General features: G+C 72.0%; 17 protein-coding genes. 7 read left to right on the top strand and 10 right to left on the bottom strand.

Annotated features, from left to right (window positions below):
* Nucleotides 1-113 precede the first annotated feature (113 nt).
* Both WG209_RS05285 and WG209_RS05280 read right to left on the bottom strand, forming a co-directional pair.
* Nucleotides 114-1808 (bottom strand): ATP-binding protein, encoded by a 1695-nt coding sequence (locus WG209_RS05285; protein WP_337173967.1) that lies wholly within the window; start codon nucleotides 1806-1808, stop codon nucleotides 114-116.
* 402 nt (nucleotides 1809-2210) lie between these two features.
* Entirely contained in the window at nucleotides 2211-3323 is a 1113-nt protein-coding gene (locus WG209_RS05280) for an MlaD family protein (RefSeq protein WP_337173966.1), read from the bottom strand.
* A 251-nt stretch (nucleotides 3324-3574) separates the two neighbouring features.
* On the opposite strand from WG209_RS05280, the gene WG209_RS05275 reads away from it, so the two are divergent.
* On the top strand, nucleotides 3575-4261 hold the full coding sequence (locus tag WG209_RS05275; protein ID WP_337173965.1) for a peptidoglycan recognition family protein: 687 nt from the start codon (nucleotides 3575-3577) through the stop codon (nucleotides 4259-4261).
* Nucleotides 4262-4330: 69 nt separating this feature from the next.
* The gene (locus WG209_RS05270; RefSeq protein WP_337173964.1) at nucleotides 4331-4831 is read left to right on the top strand and encodes a hypothetical protein; all 501 of its coding nucleotides are present in this window, start codon (nucleotides 4331-4333) and stop codon (nucleotides 4829-4831) included.
* A gap of 468 nt (nucleotides 4832-5299) precedes the next feature.
* Here the strand turns inward: WG209_RS05270 and asnB are convergent, their stop codons facing one another.
* From asnB to WG209_RS05245, 5 genes are all read right to left on the bottom strand, one after another.
* The gene (asnB, locus tag WG209_RS05265; protein WP_337173963.1) at nucleotides 5300-7249 is read right to left on the bottom strand and encodes an asparagine synthase (glutamine-hydrolyzing); all 1950 of its coding nucleotides are present in this window, start codon (nucleotides 7247-7249) and stop codon (nucleotides 5300-5302) included.
* Between the two features lie 38 nt (nucleotides 7250-7287).
* A complete protein-coding gene (locus tag WG209_RS05260; RefSeq protein ID WP_337173962.1) occupies nucleotides 7288-8721 on the bottom strand; it encodes a HEAT repeat domain-containing protein in 1434 nt (477 codons plus the stop codon).
* An 85-nt stretch (nucleotides 8722-8806) separates the two neighbouring features.
* On the bottom strand, nucleotides 8807-8977 hold the full coding sequence (locus WG209_RS05255; RefSeq protein ID WP_337173961.1) for a hypothetical protein: 171 nt from the start codon (nucleotides 8975-8977) through the stop codon (nucleotides 8807-8809).
* On the bottom strand, nucleotides 8917-9777 hold the full coding sequence (locus WG209_RS05250; protein WP_337173960.1) for a carbon-nitrogen hydrolase family protein: 861 nt from the start codon (nucleotides 9775-9777) through the stop codon (nucleotides 8917-8919). Before WG209_RS05250 ends, WG209_RS05255 begins: the two co-directional genes overlap by 61 nt.
* Nucleotides 9778-9913: 136 nt before the next feature.
* Nucleotides 9914-10384, bottom strand: a complete 471-nt coding sequence (locus WG209_RS05245) for a PEGA domain-containing protein (RefSeq protein ID WP_337173959.1) — start codon at nucleotides 10382-10384, stop codon at nucleotides 9914-9916.
* Between the two features lie 218 nt (nucleotides 10385-10602).
* Here WG209_RS05245 and WG209_RS05240 point away from each other — a divergent pair, with 218 nt between their 5' ends.
* Together WG209_RS05240 and WG209_RS05235 are read left to right on the top strand one after the other, a co-directional pair.
* Nucleotides 10603-11379, top strand: coding sequence for an ABC transporter permease (locus WG209_RS05240; RefSeq protein WP_337173958.1), 777 nt, complete (start codon nucleotides 10603-10605; stop codon nucleotides 11377-11379).
* Between the two features lie 106 nt (nucleotides 11380-11485).
* Nucleotides 11486-11935: a hypothetical protein gene (locus tag WG209_RS05235; protein ID WP_337173957.1), complete on the top strand. Its 450-nt coding sequence runs from the start codon at nucleotides 11486-11488 to the stop codon at nucleotides 11933-11935.
* Between the two features lie 12 nt (nucleotides 11936-11947).
* On the opposite strand, the gene WG209_RS05230 is transcribed toward WG209_RS05235, so the two are convergent.
* Both WG209_RS05230 and WG209_RS05225 read right to left on the bottom strand, forming a co-directional pair.
* Nucleotides 11948-13690, bottom strand: coding sequence for a hypothetical protein (locus tag WG209_RS05230; protein WP_337173956.1), 1743 nt, complete (start codon nucleotides 13688-13690; stop codon nucleotides 11948-11950).
* 194 nt (nucleotides 13691-13884) lie between these two features.
* A complete protein-coding gene (locus WG209_RS05225; RefSeq protein WP_337173955.1) occupies nucleotides 13885-14991 on the bottom strand; it encodes a phosphatidylinositol-specific phospholipase C1-like protein in 1107 nt (368 codons plus the stop codon).
* Nucleotides 14992-15338: 347 nt separating this feature from the next.
* Here WG209_RS05225 and WG209_RS05220 point away from each other — a divergent pair, with 347 nt between their 5' ends.
* The 3 genes from WG209_RS05220 to WG209_RS05210 all read left to right on the top strand — a co-directional run bounded on the left by WG209_RS05220 (nucleotide 15339) and on the right by WG209_RS05210 (nucleotide 18911).
* Nucleotides 15339-15722 carry a DUF202 domain-containing protein gene (locus WG209_RS05220; protein WP_337173954.1) on the top strand — a complete coding sequence of 128 codons (384 nt, stop codon included), beginning with the start codon at nucleotides 15339-15341 and terminating at the stop codon, nucleotides 15720-15722.
* Between the two features lie 20 nt (nucleotides 15723-15742).
* Nucleotides 15743-17314, top strand: a complete 1572-nt coding sequence (locus WG209_RS05215; RefSeq protein ID WP_337173953.1) for a glucose-6-phosphate isomerase — start codon at nucleotides 15743-15745, stop codon at nucleotides 17312-17314.
* A 202-nt stretch (nucleotides 17315-17516) separates the two neighbouring features.
* Complete coding sequence (locus WG209_RS05210; RefSeq protein WP_337173952.1) at nucleotides 17517-18911, top strand: PhoPQ-activated protein PqaA family protein; 1395 nt, start codon at nucleotides 17517-17519, stop codon at nucleotides 18909-18911.
* Between the two features lie 223 nt (nucleotides 18912-19134).
* Here WG209_RS05210 and WG209_RS05205 read toward each other — a convergent pair whose 3' ends face one another.
* Nucleotides 19135-20199 (bottom strand): fatty acid desaturase, encoded by a 1065-nt coding sequence (locus tag WG209_RS05205; protein ID WP_337173951.1) that lies wholly within the window; start codon nucleotides 20197-20199, stop codon nucleotides 19135-19137.
* Between the last annotated feature and the right edge of the window lie 131 nt (nucleotides 20200-20330).

Here is a 20330-nt window from a genome sequence, read left to right as displayed (position 1 = left end):
CGGAGATAGCGCCGGCCGCGCCCGCCATGAACCGGCGCTATCTCCGAAGCGCGCCGGCCCTCAGCCGCCGCTGGCGCGGCTGCCCTCTCCCGGGGGGAGAGGGGACTTCCGGTTCAATCTTCCGGCCCCTCTCCCTCCTTCGCCTCCGGCCTTCGCAGCGCCGGCAGCTCGATGGTGAAGGTGGAGCCCTGTCCGGGCTGGCCGACGACGTGGATGGCGCCGCCGTGCTCGCGGACGATCTTCTGGGAGACGGGGAGGCCCAGGCCGGTGCCGCGGGAGCCCTTGTTGCTGGTGAAGATCTGGAACATGCCGGGGATGTCGGCCTCGTCCACGCCGCGGCCGTTGTCCCGGACGAGGATCCTCGCGACGCCGGCGTCGGCGTCGTGGCGGATCGAGACGACCACGCGGGCGTCGACGGCCCCCTCGGCGGCGTCGATGGCGTTGGTCACGACGTTCAGCACGGCGCGGTGGATTCCGTCGGGGTCGACCCAGATCTTGGGCAGGTCGGGGGCCGGCTCCCAGTCGAGCGCCACCTCGAACTCCGCGGCGCGGGCGCGCATCAGCTCGACCACGTCGTCGACGGTCTCGTTCAGGTCGGTCGGCTCCAGCGCCGGCTCGCGGTCCTTGGAGAACGAGAGCATGTCCATGACGAGGTTGTAGATCTTCGTCTGGTTCTTCTCGACGATCGTCCAGCCCCGTCGGACGATGGATTCGTCTTTCTCCTTGAGCCCCAGGTCGATCAGGTAGCTCCCCCCGCGCACGCCTTGCAGGATGTTCTTGATGTGGTGCGACAGCGTGGCGATCGTCTGGCCGACGGCGGCGAGGCGCTCGGCCTGGATCTTGTCGTGGTAGAACGTGGTGTTCTCGATCGCCAGGCCCGCCTGGTGGCCGATCGCCACCATCAGCATCAGGTGATCCTGCGAGAACTTGCCGTGCCGCGCCGGGTTGCCGGCGGCGAGCAGGGCGGAGCCGTCGGCCTGGATGTCGGCGTAGAGGACCCCCAGCGTCGTGTGGCGGCCCTGCACCGGGACGCAGATGGCCTCTCGGATGCGGAAGTCGACGATCGACTCGGCCGGGCCGAACCGCTGGTCCCCCGGCGCGTCGGTGGTGACGACCCCCTGCCCCTGCTCCAGCACGTAGTCGGTGATGGTGCTGGAGATGGTCATCCGCTCGCCCGCCTCGGCCGGCGTCCGCCAGCGGACGGCCTTCGGGATCAGCGTCCCCGCCTCGTCGCGCAGGAGGATGGCGCCGCGGTCGGCCCCGATGGACTCGAAGACCAGTTCGAGCACCTGGGGCAGCAGCGAATCGACGTCCAGGATGTTGCTGACGGCCTGCGTGGCGCGGTACATGACCGACAGGCTCATCAGCCGCTCGCGCAGCCACCCCGCGGCGCCGTCGGGCTGGGCCAGGACCCGCGAGCCCTCGTCCGACGGGATGCTCCGCAGGATCGCCGACCGGTCCTCCGGGCTGCTCTTGCTCAGCAGGTCCACCCGCGCCGTGAGGTCGCGCCGGTTCCCCAGCGAGCCCTCGTTGTAGAGCATGACCGTCTGGCCGAGCTGGAGCCGGTCCCCGGTGCGCAGGGGGGCCTGGTCGACCATGTGCCCGTTGACGAACGTGCCATTGGCCGAGCCCAGGTCGACCACCCGATACTGCTCGTCGTCGAGCCGGATCTCGGCGTGCCGGCGCGAGACCTCGGTGTCGTGCAGCCGGATGGCGTTGGAGTGATCGCGTCCCAGGGCGATCGGGCCGGACCGCAGCTCGAATCGCTTGCCCTGATCGGCCCCCTGGATGACGAACAAGGAGGCCACGTCGGTTCGATCTCCCCGCGCGCGTGAGGCTTCCGCTGGTTTATCCGATGCAAGTCACCGTAACCCATGCCAGAAGCGCCGTCAACGGACCGCGCGACCGCGTGTTCACGCGAGCGCGATTCGGGAATCGCGACGATTGATGGTTGGCGCGGCCGGCGTTCCCTGTTGAACGAGCGTGCAACGCGCGTCCCCTCTCCCCCCGGGAGAGGGCGGCCCGGAGGGCCGGGTGAGGGCCGTCGCGTTTCGGAAGTAGTGACGGTTCATCCCATGCGCGGCCGGCGCGACCCCCGAAGCGCCACGGCCCTCACCCGCCGCTGGCGCGGCCGCCCTCTCCCGGCGGGAGAGGGGACGAATCTCGGGCCGGAGGCCCAGCTTGGAATTGTGGCCCTGGTCGCTCCCCCTTCACGCCTGCGGGGTGAACAGGATGATGTCCACCCGCCGCGAGGGCGCCTGGGCCGTCTCGTCCTCGAACCGGGGGGGCTCGGCGCCGAAGCCGACGGCGGCGATCTTGCGCTTGCGGAACCAGCCGGCGGAGTCGACGCCGTGGCGGTCGATCAGGTATTTGCGGACGGCGTCGGCCTGCTCCTGCGTGAGCGCCTCGTCCAGCTCGGGTTCGGGGCCGGGCTCGGTGAAGGCGGCGATGACGATCTCGGAGCGACTCCGGCCGGATGCCTTGGACCATCGCCCCACCTCGTCCAGCCGGGTCCGGCCGACGGGCGTGAGGATCGCGCGGCCGGGCTCGAACAGCTCCTCGGCGGTCAGCGTGCGGCTCTCGCGATGCGAGCCGGGGCGATACAGGACCTTGTCGCGCTCGTAGTACGCCCGCGATTCGAAGTATCGCGAGATCGGCCAGGTCTGCTTCACGGCCATGAGGTCGTCGTCGAGCTTCTCGACGGCCTTCTCGCCGCGGCGGGTCAGGGCGACGAGGTTGTCGTACACGTCGTCGTCGCGGATCAGCTTGCCCAGGCTCCCCTTGCCGTCGCGGACGTCGGCGGCCAGCGCGGCCAGGTGCTCCAGCCCGGCGCGGGCCTCCGTCGCGGTCGCGTCGAACTCCCGCAGCGACTCCCCCGCGCGCCTCATCAGGTCGGCCAGGTCCGCCGCCGGCTCGGAGCGGATCAGGGCCCCGTCGGCGACGGCCGGCGCGTCGGGCTCGCCGGGCTTGAGGTCGACGACCCGCGCCCCGATCATCCCCTCGACCACGATCCGCGCCGTGGCGTCCTCGCGGACCAGCCGGCGCAGGGATTCGTCGATCCGCAGCACGAGTTCCACCGGGTCGCCGGGCCGCCCCGGCGGGACGACCTTCGCCACCACCCCCGCGTCGATCCCCTGGAACCGCACGCGATGGCCCGGCTCCACCCCCACCACGTTCGGGAACTGGGCCCGGACGTGGAACGTCGGCTGGACCTGCCAGCGTCGGTTGGCGACCTGGAACACCCCGAACCCCGCGAGCGCCAGCACCCCCGCCGCGAACGCGACGTTCGCCAGCACCCGCCACCGCCCCATGCCCCGCGCCATGTCGCACCGCCCTTCCGCCTCGGCCCGGGATCGGCCCCTCCGCGTCCTCTATCCTCCACGGGACCACTCCCATGATTCGCCTCGCCCGCGCGGACGACAAGTCGTGGATCGCGTTCGGGAGGGGCTTTCGGGCCGCCTGGTCGCCCGGCCGCTTGCCGAGGGTCGGCCGTCCCGCGGATAATCAGGGTCGCCGAAGAACCTCGGCGTCCTCGCCCGCGACGCCGCTCGACCCGTCCCCGGGAGTCCGCATCATGATGGGGTTGTCCATCGTCGCCGCCGTTCTGGCATGGCAGATCCCGGCGGCCGACGCCCCGGGCCGGGACGCGCCGGCTGTGCCTCGGCCGGAGATCGTCTCGGCGTCCGAATGGGGGTCGAAGCCCCAGGAGATCCCGGATTCCCGCAAGCACTCGCCGGAATTCGTGACCATCCACCACGCCGGCGTGACCTGGACCGCCAAGGTCGAGCCGGAAGTGTTCGTGCGGAACATGCAGTCGTGGGGCCAGAGGGAGAAGGGCTGGCCCGACCTGCCCTACCACTTCCTGATCGCCCCCGACGGCCGGATCTTCGAGGGCCGCCCGCTCGACTACGAGCCCGAGTCCAACACGAAGTATCCGCTGAAGGGGAACATCGGCGTCGAGATGATGGGCGACTTCGGCTCCCAGCGCCCCGACCCGCGCCAGGTCGCCTCGTGCGTCAAGCTGACGGCCTGGCTCCGCGAGCGATACCGCATCGACCAGTCTCGGGTCCGCGGCCACAAGGACGCCGCCTCCGGCCAGACCAGTTGCCCCGGCAAGGACTTCGACCGCTACCTGCGAGACGGCCAGTTCCACCGATGGGTCCAGGAGACCCTCGACGGGAAGGCCCCCGAAATCGACCCCGGCCCGCCCCTCCCCGACGGCCCGACCCAGCCCATCCCGGCGTCCCCGCCGGCGGGGTGACGCATTCGCCGGGCTCGCCGGGCCTCGGGCCAGGATTGACCCTCTCCGCTGAAGAGATCTTCCTCCGCCATGGAGCACGAACCCGACCCCGAGCTCGATTTCCTGCTACAGCCCGGCGAGACCGTCGTCTGGTCGTGGCGGGAGCCCTGCCCCAGGCGCCGGGGCATGCAACTGGCCCTCTGCGGCGCCGTGTTCGCCGTCATGGGCTTGGTGGCCCTAAGACCCGACGTTCCAAGGGACAAGCAGGGCCGAATTGTCCATTGGTGGAAGCCGGTCGCGCGCGCCTGGACGGCCTTCGGGGGGTGCGGGATCGTGGCCGGGCTGATCCGGTCAAGGGCCCGCCCGGTCCGTTATGTGTTGACCGGCCAACGGGCCATCGTCGTGAGGCCGCGGTTCCTCCGAAGGACGAGAAATCTCTCGTTCGGCCCCGAACGAATGAGGGTCTGGGAGGGTAGCGACGGGAAGGGCGACGTGGTCTTCCAGGATTGGCCGTTCAGGGAAGGCTTCCTCGACATCGAAGACGTCCGGCGTGTCGAATCGCTCGTCAGGCTGACGTTGAAGAAGGGCTGATGAGCCGCATCCTGGAATTCCGCGATTCATGAAATCCTCTCGCACGATGGAGTGATCATGTGAAAGGAAGGCCTGTCGGCTCTTTGACAATTCGCATGCGGACAATGAGGCGAGTGCCCACGGCCGTCGTCGGGGTGCCCTGGGAGCGGACGTAGTTCTTGGGAAGGGCACGCCGAATGATCAAATGGGGGGGACGATCGGCACGACCATCGGAGTTCGAGGGGCCTCCCCCGGTCGACGGCCCGGTCGGCGTTCCGAACTGCAATGCTCGGCGGGCAGGCTCCCCATCGTCTAATCGCTGCGTGGTCCGTCCTTCCCCATCAGGGAGAAGGACGTTCGCTCATAGCGAAAATCACTTCGAAGCACGCGAGCGAACCCACGCGAAATCGAGGTCAATCCCCTTCGTCGCAACGACTTGCGCCGTTGGATTCGTTCGTCGCCCACGGCGAACGAAGCCAACCCCCGGCGTCACGCCGGGGCGACGGGGGGGGACCAGGTGGGGAGGTCGCAGAGGCCGCCGCCGAGGAAGATGTGGTGCCAGAGCTGGGTGGTCGCCACGCAGGTCAGGCCGACGTCGAAGACGCCGCGGGCGACCGTGATCCGCGGCATCCGGGCCTGGATGGCCCGCTGGCGGGCGACGGCGGCGGGGTCGAAGTAGCCGGTCCTGGCGAGCGATTCCGGGCTCAACAACTGGTCCACCCACGCCGGCCGCTGGGGGCCGATGAACGTGCCCGACATGCTGGCGCGGAACATCGTCTTGGGGCGGTTGGCGATCTTCGGGGGGAGGATCCGCGCGGCCACCTGGCGCAAGAGCCACTTCTCCGTGAACCCGCGGAGCTTGTACTCCGGGGCCAGCGTCCGGGCGAAGTCGACCACGTCGTCGTCGAGGAACGGATAGCGGGCCTCGACCGACGCGTTCATCGCGATCCGGTCCCCCTTGGAGATCATCAGCAGGCCGGCCAGCATCACCTTGTAGCCGACGTACAGCGACTGGTTCAGCGGCGCCCACCGCGACATCCGCTCGTTCGGCACGTCCAGGTCGGCGTAGGGGTCGTGGCCGGCGAGGGAGAGCCGCATCCGGTCGGAGTAGAGGATCGGCTTGGTTTGCGCGATCATCTCGTACATATCTTGCTGGGCCGTCCTGACGCCGTGGATGGCGCCCTCCGGCGGCACGGCGAAGTGACGGCCGCTGATGGAACGACCGGCCAGGTTGCGGCCGATCCGCGGCAGCGTCCGGCCGACGACCTTGTACGCGGCGTCGCGGACCTTCTGCGTCTTGTACCAGACGTAGCCGGCGAGCGCCTCGTCGGCGCCCTCCCCCGTCAGCGTCACCTTGTACCCCTGGGCGTGGACCGCCTGGGCCAGCCGCAGGAGCGCGGCGCACGACGTGTCGACGATCGGCCCCTCGGCCGCGACGACCAGCTCGGGGAAGGCGTCGGCCACCTTGGCCCGGTCCATCACCACCGTCGTCAGCGGCGAGCCCAGCGTCTCGGCCGCCTCGGTCGAATGCGCCCGCTCGTCCGGCCCGGCGCGGTCGAACCCGATCGTGAACGACGGGATCGGCTCCTTCCGCAGCCGGCCGCACAGGCCCAGCACGACCGTCGAATCGAGGCCGCCGCTGATGTAGGTGACGACCGGGACGTCGCTGCGCAGCCGCCGCTCGACGGCCGTCTCCAGCCGCCCTTGAAGCTCGTCGACCAGCGGCGCGGGGTCGTCCACGCGGACCTCGTCCCCGGCGTCGGGGAAGTCGAGATCCCAGTAGGTCCGGGGCTCGATCCGATCGCCCTGGACCTTCAGGAACGTGCCGGGGGGGATGGAGGTCACGCCGTCGAAGAACGTCCGCGACGTGCCGGCGCAGAAGAACGTGAACAGGTGATCGATCCCGCGCGCGTCGGCCTCGGCCCGGACGAGCCCGGAGGCGAGGATCGCCTTGATTTCGGACCCCCACAGCAGCCAGCCGTCGGCCTGCGCGTAGTAGAGGGGGCATATGCCGATCCGGTCGCGGCCGAGGATCAGCGTCCGGGTCTTCCGGTCCCAGAGCGAGACGGCGAACTGCCCGCGAGCCTCCTCGAACATGGCCTCGCCGCGGTCCTCGTACAGGTGGACCCAGGCCTCGGTGTCGCATCGGGTGGAGAGCGAATGGCCGCGATCCAGCAGCTTCCGGCGCAGCTCGGGGTACTCGAACAGCTCGCCGTTGAAGGCGACCCAGACCGAGCCGTCCTCGTTGGAGAGGGGCTGCCGGCCGCCGGCCAGGTCGATGATCGCCAGCCGGCGCGCCCCCAGGGCGACGCCCGGCTCGATGTGGATCTGCTCGTCGTCCGGCCCTCGGTGGGCGATGGCGGCCGTCATGGCGAGCAGGCGACGGCGGGGGAACTCGCGTTGGCCGGTGAGGTCGTAGGCTCCGGCGATGCCGCACATGGGGGATTCCTTTCCGCTCCGAGTTGAGCCCGGCGGGGCTATTCGCGCCCCCCCGACGGGGCGGCGGGGGCCGCTCCCTCGATCCGACGCGCGGCTTCCTCGGCGATCCGTCGGAACCGGGAGCCTTCGAGCTTCTCCATCTCTCGCAGCCGCGGCAAGGCGGGTTTCGCGATCGGGCCGAGACGCCCCAGCGCCTCGACGGCCCCGATCGCGTTCTCGCCCAGGATTTCGCGGGCTCGCATCTCGTCGAGCGTGGTCGGCTCGCCGCCGGCCCCATCCGCCCAGGCGTCCAGGATCGCGACGAGTCGCGGGACGACGAGGTCCGCCCGGGGGTCCGGGAAGCGGGCGAGGGCCAGGGCGGCGGCGTCCCCCGGCCCGGATCTCCGGGGGTCCTGGAGGACGGCCGCCAGCGCCTCGGCCGCCTCGTCCTCCCCCGTCGTGCCGGGGGCGATCTTCCCGAGCGCCTCGGCGGCCAGGGCCGGGGGCGGGGCGACGAATGGGCCCGGGACGAACTCGCCGGGCCCGTCGTCGGTTTCGCCGAGCATGGCGGCCAGGGCCGGGACCGCGGCGACGGCCCCGGGGCCCGTCTCCCCCAGCATCATCGCGGCCCGCTCCCGGGTGGTCCGGTCGGGGTCGGACAGGGCCGCGACCAGGTCGGGGACCAGCGCGGTCGACCAGCGAGGGCCGTCGGTCCCGCGCCGGTGGGCGCCCAGGGCGTCGACGCAGGCGTGGCGGACGCCCGCGTCTCCCCCGGACCTCAGCCCGCGTAGCAGGGCGCGCGTCGCCTCGTCCTCGTGGCCGGGATAGCCGCTCAGCGCCCGCGCCGCCGCCGCCCGGGTCGTCGCCATGGGGTCGTCGTCCAGGACTTTCACCAGCGCCCGCAGGCCGGCTTCGCCCGCCCTCCAGTCGGCCAGGGCGGCGATCCCGATGCGGCGGAGGCCCTCGTCCGGGTCGTCCAGCAGGGAGGCCAGGGCGTCGGACACGAACCGGGAATCCTGGGCCGCCGGCGAGGACGCCGCGTAGGTTAACGCGGAGGCGGTCGCGCCGCGGACGTCGGGCCTGGGGTCGCGGAGGCCGGCGGCGAGGGCCTCGGACCAGGACCGGGCCGACTCGGCGTCGGGCTCGGCCCGGATGAGGGCGGCCAGGGACTGGGCGGCGTTGGCGGCGACTTCCGGGTAGGGGTCGGCGAGCGCGGCGGCCAGGGCCTCGGCCGCCGTGGGACGGAGGTCCGGGCCCACCTCGTCCGACCCCAGCCCCCGCGCCGCCTCGACGCGCCGGTCGGCGTCGCCGTCGCGGAGCTGCCGCGTCCAGGCCTTGGCCGGGACCATCGCGTCGCGGATCTCGCGGACGGCCCAGTACAGGGCGAGGCCGACGGCCGCCACGGCGACGACCGTCCGCAGGTCGAAGGCCCGGCCGCGGCCGACCCCCGTCGCCGGGCCCGAGGCGTCTCCCCCTCCCCCGCGCGTGCTCATGGCGTCTCCCCCAAAACCGGCCTCGCCGCCCGGGCGTCCAGTCTAGGGGGGCGGGTGTCGGGGCGGCAAGGAGCGTCCCGCGCGGTCACTCGGCGTCGAGGGCGTCGAGCAGCGGCCGGGGGAGCGAGGGGTCGCTGAAGGCCGATTCGCGGCGGCGATACGCCTTGCGGTAGGCCATGCCCCCCATGATGCCGATCAGGAACGTGCCGAGGCGGAAGACTCCGCCGCGCGGGCCGAGGGGGACGTAGAATGCCACGACTTCATACCTCGCTTGGGATGGATGGTGACGGAGGCGACCAGGAGATCGGGCTCGAGACCGGCCTTCAGCGGCTCGCCGTGGCGGCCGTCGCAGATGCTGCTGCGGCCGGCGAAGCGGTCTCGGATCGTGGTGTGCAGCAGCGGGATGCGGGTGTTGGTCTCGCCGCACTGGTTGGCGAAGACCACCGGGATCCCCAGGTCCTCGGCGACCCGCGCCGGGATGCCGTCGCACATCGGCCCGACGCGCCCCAGCAGCCAGTGGCAGCGCCCGGAGTCGCGGTCGGCGAACTCGGGCCAGGCGGAGGAGATGACCGCGAGGTCGATCCGGTCGCGGTAATCCTTCCACACCTTTCGATAGATCATGTCGGCGCAGACGGCGAAGCCGACGCGGCCCCAGGGGGTCTGGACGACCAGCGGCTCGCGGCCGGGGTGGAAGCGGAATCGCTCCCAGAAGACGAGGTTCCGCTTGCGGTAGACGTGCAGGTCGCCGTCGGGCGAGCAGAAGGCCATCGAGTTGTACAGGTGCCGCCCCTCGCGCTCGACGTAGCCGGCGGCGATGTGCATCTTCCAGCGACGGGCCCGGCCGCGGAGGTACGAGAGCGTGGGGCCGTCGGGCGACTCGCCGTGGGGGCCGAAGTCCGGCCAGGCGCTGTAGCCGGTGTTGAACAGCTCCGGCAGGACGACCAGCTCGGCCCCGGCGTCCCGGGCCCGGCGGAGGTAATCGTCGGCGAGCTGGAGGTTGGCCGAGAGGCCGAGCACTTCGCTGGGCATCTGGACGGCGGCGGTCGTCAGCTTCACGAGGGTCCACCTCCACATCCGTGGGGTCGGCGAACGCGGGGACTCCGCGGCTTCCGATGGCATCGGACGCGGCGGGCCGGCGTCTTGAGCCCGTTCCGTCGGGCCGCGCCGGCGTCGAGTCGGTTCGGTCGTTCGATCAGTCGAATCCGAGCCAGGCGAGCAGGCCGCGGCGACGCGGGGGCGGCGGCGCCAGGGCCTCGGCCCGCATCGCCTCCGCCCGGTTGTGGAGGTCGTCGGCCGTCGGCGGCTGGGCGGGCTCCAGTTGATAGGCGAACTCGCGCTCGTCGCGCAGGGTGAACGGGACGAGGTTCTCGGTGAAGAACTCGGTCAGGAGGTTGTCCCACCAGGGGGCGGGGACAGGCTGGATGAGCGTCTTGGTCGCGTAGCCGTCCTTGATCAGCGTGACCTCGCGGTCGCCGTAGTACGTGAACGACCGCGAGACGGGCGTCGGCCCGATCTCCTCGTCGTTGACGATCACCGTCGCGCCGGGGGGCTCGGTGCGGATCGTGTAGCGGCGGACGACGCAGCCCGTCTCCAGGCTGAGGCAGACGACCGCCAGGGTCACGGCCGCCGCCGCGCGACGGCCCGCTCTCGGGGACTTCACCATCCTTGGCACTCCCATCCGGCCGGCCCGATCCGGCCACTCGTCCAGGCCGACCCGTCGCGGCGCGCCGGCGCTTCGGGGTCGAGGGCGGCGGGATTCTAATCTTGACGCCCGAACCCCACAAGCCGGGTTGGCGCGGATCCGCCGGCGGCGCCGCTTCCCTATATTATTCCGGGCGGGCCGTCGGCGAGGGACGGCGTCTTTCACCCGGAGGGCGGACCTTGTCGACGTTCATCATCGATCCATTCGCCCGCCTGGGGCGGTCCCTGGGGTTCGCGTGGCGGGTGCTCCTGGCGCTGCCGGGGGCGGCGATCGGCCAGGCGGGCGAGGTGGCGCGGCAGTTCGAGCGGGTGGCGGTGATGGGGCTGCCGATCGTGGCGGGGGCGGGGCTGAGCGTCGGGCTGGTGGCCTGGCTCCAGGCCCACCGCCTCCTCGCGGCGCACGGCGCCGAGGCCGCGCTGCCGAGCTTCCTCTCCGTGGCGGTCGTGGTGGAACTCGGCCCGCTGCTGGCCGGCGTGCTGGCCGCCGGCCGCGTCGGCGCGGGGCTCGCGGCCGAGCTGGGGGTGATGAACCTCAACGAGGAGATCGACGCCCGCGTCGCGCTGGGGGCGGACCCGATCGCCGGGCTCGTCGCCCCCCGGACGCTGGCCTGCGTGCTGGCCCTGCCGCTGCTGACCGTGCTGGTCGACGCCTCCGCGCTGGTCGGGGCGCTGGCGGCCGAGGCGACGGCGGGGAAGCTCTCGGCCCAGGTCTTCTGGCGGCAGTCGCTGGTATTCCTCCGGCTCTCCGACGTCGTCCCCGCGACGCTCAAGACGGCGGCGTTCGGGCTGGCCGTGGGGATCGTCGCGTGCCGGGTCGGCCTGGAGGCCGATCGCTCCGCCGAGGCCGTCGGCCACGCGGCCACTCGGGGCGTCGTCCGGTCCACCCTGGCCGTCTTCGCGGTCAACGCGGGGCTGGCGCCGATCCTGCCCGAGATCGCCGCCCTGTTCGGCGGATGACCCCCGGATCGCCCGACCTCGCCCCGCGCCGCGCGTTAGAATGGGTAGACGCCGACGGCTCGCGCGGGCCGCTCCCCCCTCCGTTTGCCCCGGGATGATCCACACCATGAGACGACTCGCCCTGCTGGCCGCGACCGCCATTCTGGGGATCGTCCCGATCGCCTCCGCCCAGATGGCGCCGGCGGCGGGCCCGTCGGTGGGGTCGCCCCGGCCGAGCGACTACTTCGCCGCGCCGGGGCTGTACGGCACCAGCTACGGCTACGCCAGCTACGGCGTCCCCCGCACGCACTCCGAGTTCTCGGCGCATCCGTGGTCGGGGTATTACGCCAACTATCGCCCCTACTCCTACATGCCGGGGCGATACGGCGTGGGGCTCTGGCGGCCCGGTTTCAGCGCCCCGGGCGACGTCTACGGCCGGCCGACGGGTCGCCACTCGTATCGCACGTTCCCGGTCACGTCCGGGACGGGGCTGACCCCGGACCAGATCGCCCCCCCGCCGCCGATCGGCGTCTACGCGCCGGGGTTCGGGCCGGGCATCGGACCCTACGCCGATTGACGCGACGGCTGGTTAGCGGCTGACGCGGGCGCTGGGGGCGTCGCCGGTGTCCAGGCCGATGATCTTGCCGCGGGGCCGGCTGCGATCGACGATCACGGGGGAGCCCTCGGGGGTCTCCGAGAAGCCCTTGTTGCCGGCCTCGTCGACGACCTCCACGCGGACGTGGAACCGCGGCGGGAAGTTGGGCGGCACGGCCCACACGAACTGGCCGACCCCCTCGCGTCCCTGGGCGTCGGCGATCGCCACCCAGGGGTCGCCGGGGCGGTCCGGACGCCAGAACAGGGAGACGGGCTTCTCCCCCAGGTGGGCGTCCTCGGCGCGCCAGGCGATGGCGATCTTGCCGGCGTGCTGGCCCGACCCGATCTGGGGCGGGTAGAGATGCACGCGGGGCGGGGTGGAGTCGATCTCCACCCAGATGTCGGGGCGGTCGCCGGGCGCGGGGGGCAGGTCCCCCTGCCCCGAGCTGGACTGGGCGACCAGCGTCAGGCCGATGGTCCCCTCGACGTCCGGCAGGCTCACGTCGAAGGGGGAGACGCGGTCGTCGTCGGCGCCGAGCCGGCTCCAACTCCGGCCGCCGTTGCGGGTGACCCAGAGTTCCACGATCGCCGGCTTGCCGTCGGGCCCGGCGTCCTGGATGTCGTACTTGAGGCGGAACCTCGGGCCACCCACCAGCATCGTCGGGATCTCGCCCCCCCCCGCCTCGGCCTCCGGGGTCGTCGGCGCGGCCGCGGGGGCCTCGGCGGCGAACGGATCCGAGAAGCCCGGGGGACGCGACGGCGTCGAGAAGTCCGCCGGGGGCTCCGGCGGCGGGGCCGCCTCGAAGGCGTCGGCCCCGGAGTTCGAATTCGTCGCCGAGTCCCAGTCGGGCGCCGGCGGGGACGAATTGACCAGCGCGTCCGACCCGGCGCGGGCCTGGCGGGCGATCGGCCGCCGGCCGGCCTCGGCACCCCAACCCTCCGCGCCGCGCTGGGAGGCGGCGGACGCCGCCGCGGAGGCGGGCCCGGCCGGGTCCTCGACCGGCGTGAAGCTGGAATCGGCCTGGATGGGCGAGCGGGACCGGCCGCCGATGGGCCGGACCGGGGGCGCGTTGACGTCGGCGCCGAGCGACGCCATGTCGGGCGGGACCGACGCCCCCTCGGACAATGACACCTCGGTCTCCTGGACGTTCCCCGCCCTGTCCGCCACCGTCCCGCGGACCCGGACCGACTCGACCGTGCCGGCGTCCCAGCTCTCCGAGCCCACCGCCGCGGGGCGACGCAGCGGCACGCGCTTCCAGTCCCTCGCGCCGGCCACCTGGTACTCCAGGGTCAGCGTCCGCAGGTCCAGATTCTCGTCCCTCGCCTCCCAACGCACCCTCGCCACGCTCCCCTGCCTGCCGTCCGATTCCAGGACGAGGCTCGGGGCCCGGGTGTCCACGATCACCTTGAGCGCGGGCCGGATGGTCTCGTCCGCGGGGGGCGAGAGCTGCCCCGCCGACGACATCGTCCGGACGGCGAACCAGTATTCGCCGTCGCGGCGGGCCCGGAACATGAACTCCTTCTGGTCGGGCGTGGCGCGGCTGATCTGGTCCCAGTTGAACCCCGCGTCCTCGGAGACCCAGAGCTGCAACTCCTTGATGAGCCGAACTTTCTGGCCGTCCAGGTCGAACGGGATGCGGAACGATTTCTCCTTGTGGTAGATCGGGGCCACGCCGTCCCGGGCCTCTTGCGCCGCGGCCAGGCCCCAGGGCGCGAGGAGGCCGAGCGTCAGGGCCATGGCCCTGATCGCGCCCGACTTCCATCCGCCCACGGTCGCCGTTGTCGCCACGGTTCGCACCCCCATCTCCACGGACCCGCCCCCTCGCCGATGGCGCGGGCGCATCGCTCATGCCGGCTTTATCGACCCGTCGCGATGGGCGGCTTGAAGCGATTCGTCCGGGAGGTTCGGTCGCGAGGCGCTTCGTCGATGCATCACCTCCCCCGTTCCAGGTCGAGACCGTCCCAGGCGCGGTCGCCGGAGACGGGGTTGGAGCGTGCCACGACCCCGCCGGGGAGCTGGACGCGATAGTCGGTGAAGCGGGGATCGGCCACCGGGTAATCGGTGCTGACGAACTGGGCCCCGCTGGCGAGGGCCCTGTCGCGCATGACGGTCGAGCCGTCGCGGGCCTGGCGGGTGTCGGCGTCGGCGCGGGCGCGGACGAGGAAGCCGGCGGCGACCAGACGGCGGATGTCGTCGAACCCCCCGATCGGGTCGTTCCGCTTGAACCACGCGGCGGCCGGGTCGTCCTCGGCGACGCTGGCGAACATCAGCCGGCCCGCGAGGGCGCGATGGCCTTCCATGTAAGCGTCGCGCGTCCCGTCGGTATTGTCCAGCGCCAGCATGACCCGCCCGCGGACGTCGTCCAGCCGGGGCCAGCCACGGGCCCGGATGGCCTCGGGGAGCGTGTCGAAGTCGCCGCGGACGTCATCCGGGGTCAGGATCTCCGGGCGGGGGAAGACGGAGAGGATCTCGGCCTCGAGCGCGGCGAGCATGGGGGCGTCGAACCGGACGACGGGGATCAACCCCGGATCGCGCGGGGTCTTCAACTCCAGCAGGATCAGGATCGGGACGTGCCGAGGGTTGGCCCGCGACCAGCCGCGGACTCGCTCCAGCGCGTCGATGAGCGTGGGCGTCGTGGTGCCGTAATCGATCCCCGCGACGTGCAGCACCTTCATCCCCGGCCGTCGCAGCGCGCCGTCGGGGTCGGGATCGGGGCCCACGTCCCCCCCCGCCAGCTCGGCGACCCTGCGGATCGGTGGGTCGGCGAAGAGGCCGCCGTCCGGGTCGGCGAAGACGTCCAGCTCGATCTGGCGGATGCCCCGCTCCTCGAACTGCTCGGCCAGGGGCGGGTGGGTGTACTGGAGCGCCTCGGCGTCGCGGGGCCGGGCCCTCGCGATCACGGCCGACACGCCCGGCGCCGGCTCGACGTGATACGAGTTGTGCGAGCCGATCACCTGGATCTGGTTCAGCCGGACGTCGTCCGGGGGGGCGGCCCCCAGGGCGGCCGGGAGGAGGATGGCGAGGCAAGGCGCGAGCATCGGGGCGTCCTCGGGGTGGGTGCGGTCTGTCTCGGCCGGGGGTTCCGTGCGATGATGGGGCGCTACTCGGACTCTCCGAGCGGGCATCATAGCGGCCTTCCCCCCTGGAGGGGGAAGGTGGCCCGCGGGGCCGGATGAGGGGGGGACGAGCCACGCGACCGTCGGAATTCGGTGGGGCGATCCGATCGCCGTCGGCCTGGGCCGGGCCGCGAAACGCGAGACCTCGTGGGCAGCTCCCCCTCATCTGACCGCTCCGCGGTCTGTCTTCCCCCTCCAGGGGGGAAGGCCGCTATGATGGCTCTCAGGCCCGCGACGTTCGGCCCGATCCCCCGATCCGAGAGGAACCCATGGATGCCGAACCCCCCAGGCCGGTCGACGACCCCCGCGTCTACCTGGCCGCCGAGCGGACCTACCTGGCCTGGGTGCGGACGTCGCTGGGGCTGATCGGCTTCGGCTTCCTCATCGCCCGCTTCGGGTACCTGGTGCGGCAGCTGGAGATGATGGAGTCGAGGCATCCCCGCCACCCGTCCTATTCCTCGTGGCTCGGCGGCGCGATCGTGGCCTTCGGGGTCGTCCTCTGCGTCGTCGCGGCGGCCCGGCACCTGGCCTACGTCCGGTCCCTCCGCGCCGGCGTCTCGAACCCGGAGCTGCGCCTGCGGACCCCCCTCGTCGTCGCCGGCGTCCTGGCGGTCGCCGGGGCGGCCATGACGATCCTGATCCTGACCTACTAGACGCATCAACGAGCCATCCCATGAACGCCGACCTCTGGAAGCGGTTCCGATCCTCCCTGTGCCACGTCCCCGCGCTGGACGTCTCGCTGGACGTCAGCCGGATGGCGATCGACGACGCGGCCGTCGGGCGCATGCGGCCCGCCTTCGATAAGGCGTTCGCCGCGATGGACGCCCTGGAGGAGGGCGCGATCGCCAACCCGGACGAGGGCCGGATGGTCGGCCATTACTGGCTGCGGGCGCCCGAGCTGGCCCCGACGCCCGAGATCTCCGCCGAGATCCGCGACGCCCTCGCCGCCGCCAGGGATTTCGCCGCGAAGGTCCATTCCGGCGCGGTGAAGCCCGAGCGGAAGCCGAAATTCACGCGGATCCTCTCGATCGGCATCGGCGGCTCGGCGCTGGGGCCGATGTTCGTGGCCGACGCCCTGGGGGGGCCGACGACGGATAAACTCCGTCCCCACTTCGTCGACAACACCGACCCCGACGGCATCGCCCGCGAGCTGGCCGCGATCGGCGACGCGCTCGACGAGACGCTGGTCCTGGTGATGAGCAAGTCGGGCGGCACGCCGGAGACCCGCAACGGCATGCTCGTCGCGGCCGAGGCCTACCGCGCCGCCGGGCTGGACTTCGGCAAGCACGCCGCCGCCGTCACCGGCGCGGGGTCGAGGCTGGACCGGGCCGCGACCGACGAGGGCTGGCTCGCCCGCTTCCCGATGTGGGACTGGGTCGGCGGCCGGACTTCGGAGACCTCGGCCGTGGGGATCGTGCCGGGCCTGCTCCAGGGGCTCGACATGGAAGGCCTGCTGGCCGGCGCCGCCGCGATGGACGCCGCCACCCGCGTCCACGACGTCGCCGCCAACCCCGCCGCCCTGCTCGCCCTGACGTGGTACCTGGCCACCGACGGCAGGGGGGCCAAGGACATGGTGGTCCTGCCGTACAAGGACCGCCTGCTGCTGTTCAGCCGGTACTTGCAGCAGTTGGTGATGGAGTCGCTGGGCAAGCGCCTGGACCTGGACGGCAACCGCGTCGACCAGGGCATCAGCGTCTACGGCAACAAGGGCTCCACCGACCAGCACGCCTACGTCCAGCAGCTCCGCGACGGCGTCAACAACTTCTTCGTCACCTTCGTCCGCGTGCTGGAAGACGGCGGCTCGGCCCTGGAGGTCGAGCCGGGCGCGACCTCGGGCGACTACCTCCACGGCTTCCTCCTGGGGACGCGCGAGGCCCTGTTCGAGAACGATCGCGGGTCGGTGACGATCACCGTGCCGCGCGTCGACGCCCGGACGGTCGGGGCCCTGATCGCGCTGTTCGAGCGGGCCGTCGGCCTGTACGCCAGCCTCGTCGGCGTCAACGCCTACCACCAGCCGGGCGTGGAGGCCGGCAAGAAGGCCGCCGCGAGCGTCCTGGAGCTGCAGACGAAGGCCGTCGCCGCGCTCTCGTCGGAGCCCCGGACCGCCGACCAGGTCGCCGCCGCCGTCGGCTCGCCCGACGCCGCCGAGACGGTCTATCTCGTCCTGGAGCACCTCGCCGCCAACGGCCGCGCCGTCATGGCCCGCGGCGACGACCCGGGGCTGTCGACGTTCCGCTCGGCCTGACCGCGCGTGCCCTTCGATTTCGGCCTCGGGCCTCGTGGCCAAGGGTCGCCGAAATCGAAGGGTATATCCGCGTGACCGGCCGGATTGTCGGGGTCGGAGCCTCCATGATATGATCGCGGCGTCCGCGGGCTCTCCGGGACGATCGGGGGGCTTCATCGCGGCGCGGCGATCGGACGGACCTTTCTCCCAGGAGCCTGATCAGGTGCGGTCCATTCTCTCTCGCGGTTCTCGCGTCGCGGCGTTCGTCGCGGCTGCCCTGGCGTCCGCGGCGGCCCCCTGCCGCGCGGACCTGGACGAATACGTCAAGAAGCCCGACCCGGCCTACGCCTGGAAGCAGGTCGAGGCCCAGGAAACCCCGTTGGGCAAGGTCGCGGCCCTGGAGCTGACCTCCCAGGTCTGGCAGGGGATCACCTGGACGCACAGCCTGCGCGTCTACGAGGCCGGCAAGCCCGCCCACGACGACGCCGTGCTGCTGTTCATCACCGGCGGCAGCACCGGCAAGAAGCCCGGCGCCGACATGGAGATGCTCGCCTTCACGCTGTCCAGGCTCGCCGGCGCGCGCGTGGCCCTGCTCAGCCAGGTGCCGAATCAGCCGCTGCTCGACGGCAAGAAGGAAGACGACCTCATCGCCGAGACCTTCGTCAAGTACCTGGAGACGAAGGACGAGAACTGGCCCCTGCTCTTCCCCATGGTCAAGAGCGCCGTCCGCGCCATGGACGCCGTCCAGGCCTGGGCCAAGCAGGAGCGCCAGGTCGACGTGACGAAGTTCGTCGTCACCGGCGCGTCGAAGCGGGGCTGGACGACCTGGCTGACCTCCGCCGTGGACGACCGCGTCGTCGCGCTGGCGCCGATGGTCATCGTCATGCTGAACCTGGGCGCGCAGGGGCCGAACCAACTCGACGTCTGGGGCGCCTACAGCGTGCAGATCGACGACTACGTCCGCCGCGGGCTGATGGAGGAGATGAATACCGGCCCCGGCACCAAGCTCTGGCGGATGGTCGACCCCTTCACCTACCGCGACCGCCTGGCGAACAAGCCGAAGTTCCTGCTCAACGGCGCCAACGACCCCTACTGGACCACCAACGCCATCGACCTCTACTGGGACGAACTCCCGGGCCCCAAGCACGTCATGTTCATGCCCAACGCCGGCCACGGCCTCGACGGCGACCGCTCCTGGGTCTTCAACGGCCTGGCCGCCTTCTTCCGGAGCAGCGTCGCGGGCAAGCCCCTCCCCAAGCTCGAATGGGAGCTGGAGCCGGGCTCCAAGGGCCAGTACATGCTGAAGGTCAGCGCCGATCCCGCCCCCAAGTCGGCCCGGCTCTGGACGGCCGAGTCCGAGAACCGCGACTTCCGCGAGTCGAAGTGGGCGAGCGCCCCGCTGGAGCCCGGCGCGGTCGTCTCGGCCCTCGTCACCGCCCCCGAGTCCGGCGGCAAGGCCGTCTACGCCGACCTCGAATACGAGCTGGACGGCCTGCCGTACCACCTCACCACCACCATCTTCGAGCCCGGCCTGGAATTGAAGGCCAAGGGTAAGCGGGACAAGCCGGAACCCGCCGCCGCCGTCGGCGCGGGCGCGGGCGCCGCCGCGACGCCCTGAGCGACGCGGCCCGCCGACCCTCGCCCACACCCTCCGCGTCCCCTCTCCCGCCGGGAGAGGGCAGCCGCGCCAGCGGCGGGTGAGGGTCGTCGGAGCGCGGATGGAGCGCCGGGCGCGGGCACGGACCAGGAGCTATCTCTACCGGTCCGACGACCCTCACCCGGCCCTCCGGGCCACCCTCTCCCGGCGGGAGAGGGGACGCGCTTCGCGCTCGATTTGCAGGTTACGCCGTCGCCGGCGCCGCCCCTCGCCGCTCGGCCAGCGCCTCCAGGACCGTCGGCCCCGGCTTGCCCCAGCGGCGGAAGAAGTAGCCGTGGCAGGAGACGGCCTGCTCGCGGTAGGGCCGGTAGTTCCGCAGGACGCGGTCGGCCTCGGCGAGGTTGTAGTGGGGCATCACGCCGAAGACGTGATGCGGCAGGTGCCAGTCCTGCCCGTAGGGGAAGACGCAGAAGTTGAACAGCGGGTTGCAGTGGAAGTTCCGCGAGTGCGCGAACTCCCCCTCGGCCGGGGCGTTGCTGTGGTGCGCGATCTCGCGGAGCTGCATCAGGAACGGATAGACCGTCAGCAGCGGAAGCACCCAGAACAGGAAGAAGATCGGCCACGACCCGGTGACGTGGACGAGGGCGAGCATCGGCAGCCAGTACGAACCGCGCAGGCATCGCCCCACCTTGAAGCGATACGGCGCCTTCGGCTCGCGCAGGCCCAGCGTGACGTTGGCGTTCTTCGCCTGCCCCGCCAGGTAGCGGACCAGCGTCGGCCACCACGCCGCCTGGACGACGTACCGATACCAGAAGCGAGGCCGCGGCATCGGGAACGGGTAGCGGTCGCCGTCGAAGTGCAGCCGGGCCACGTCCGGGTCGCGCTCGGCGTCGTTGAGGAACCGGTGGTGGGCCAGGTGCGTGACCCGGAACCGCTGCGTCATCCCCATGATCGGGAACATGCACAGCAGGTCCGACGCCAGCTCGTTCGCCACCCGGTTGCGGAACAACGCGTAGTGCGAGCCGTCGTGCCCCAGCCCCGAGAGCCGATGCTGGAACACCGCCACGACGAACACGCCGAGCGCCCCCAGCGCCGCGAACCCCCACCCCGAGACCGTCCCCGCCCCCCACGCCCGATAGAGCCACGCGCAGCCCGCGAGCGTCGCGATCAGGCCGACGTATTCTCCCAGGATGTAGCGGATGTTCGTGTGGTTGTCGGCCCGGAGCAGCGGGACGAGCGCCCGGTGGGTCTCCTCCCAGGTCCAGTCGGCCGCCGTCTCGACTCCGCCAGCGATGGTCGCGTTCGCCATGGTGCCCGCTCGCCTCGGCCCGTGGGTCGTCCCAGTCCGTCCGTCAAGCATAACCGGCAATGGTTCATGTTCCGCAGTCATCTCATCTTACCACGCGGTCGGGTAGAATAGAGGCTGATTCGCAGGGATGG

Origin of the sequence: Paludisphaera sp., from assembly GCF_037189885.1 — a bacterium.
In the GTDB taxonomy this organism is placed as follows: domain Bacteria; phylum Planctomycetota; class Planctomycetia; order Isosphaerales; family Isosphaeraceae; genus Paludisphaera.
Note: the sequence above shows the minus strand (reverse complement) of the source record. Positions and strands in the feature narration are given on the sequence as shown.

Excerpts from the sequence above, each read along its gene's own strand:
- WG209_RS05280 (WP_337173966.1), bottom strand. The coding sequence starts at position 3,323 with ATGGCGCGGGGCATGGGGCGGTGGCGGGTGCTGGCGAACGTCGCGTTC.
- WG209_RS05275 (WP_337173965.1), top strand. The coding sequence starts at position 3,575 with ATGATGGGGTTGTCCATCGTCGCCGCCGTTCTGGCATGGCAGATCCCG.
- WG209_RS05270 (WP_337173964.1), top strand. The coding sequence starts at position 4,331 with ATGGAGCACGAACCCGACCCCGAGCTCGATTTCCTGCTACAGCCCGGC.
- asnB (WP_337173963.1), bottom strand. The coding sequence starts at position 7,249 with ATGTGCGGCATCGCCGGAGCCTACGACCTCACCGGCCAACGCGAGTTC.
- WG209_RS05260 (WP_337173962.1), bottom strand. The coding sequence starts at position 8,721 with ATGAGCACGCGCGGGGGAGGGGGAGACGCCTCGGGCCCGGCGACGGGG.
- WG209_RS05245 (WP_337173959.1), bottom strand. The coding sequence starts at position 10,384 with ATGGTGAAGTCCCCGAGAGCGGGCCGTCGCGCGGCGGCGGCCGTGACC.
- WG209_RS05235 (WP_337173957.1), top strand. The coding sequence starts at position 11,486 with ATGAGACGACTCGCCCTGCTGGCCGCGACCGCCATTCTGGGGATCGTC.
- WG209_RS05230 (WP_337173956.1), bottom strand. The coding sequence starts at position 13,690 with ATGGCCCTGACGCTCGGCCTCCTCGCGCCCTGGGGCCTGGCCGCGGCG.
- WG209_RS05225 (WP_337173955.1), bottom strand. The coding sequence starts at position 14,991 with ATGCTCGCGCCTTGCCTCGCCATCCTCCTCCCGGCCGCCCTGGGGGCC.
- WG209_RS05220 (WP_337173954.1), top strand. The coding sequence starts at position 15,339 with ATGGATGCCGAACCCCCCAGGCCGGTCGACGACCCCCGCGTCTACCTG.
- WG209_RS05215 (WP_337173953.1), top strand. The coding sequence starts at position 15,743 with ATGAACGCCGACCTCTGGAAGCGGTTCCGATCCTCCCTGTGCCACGTC.
- WG209_RS05205 (WP_337173951.1), bottom strand. The coding sequence starts at position 20,199 with ATGGCGAACGCGACCATCGCTGGCGGAGTCGAGACGGCGGCCGACTGG.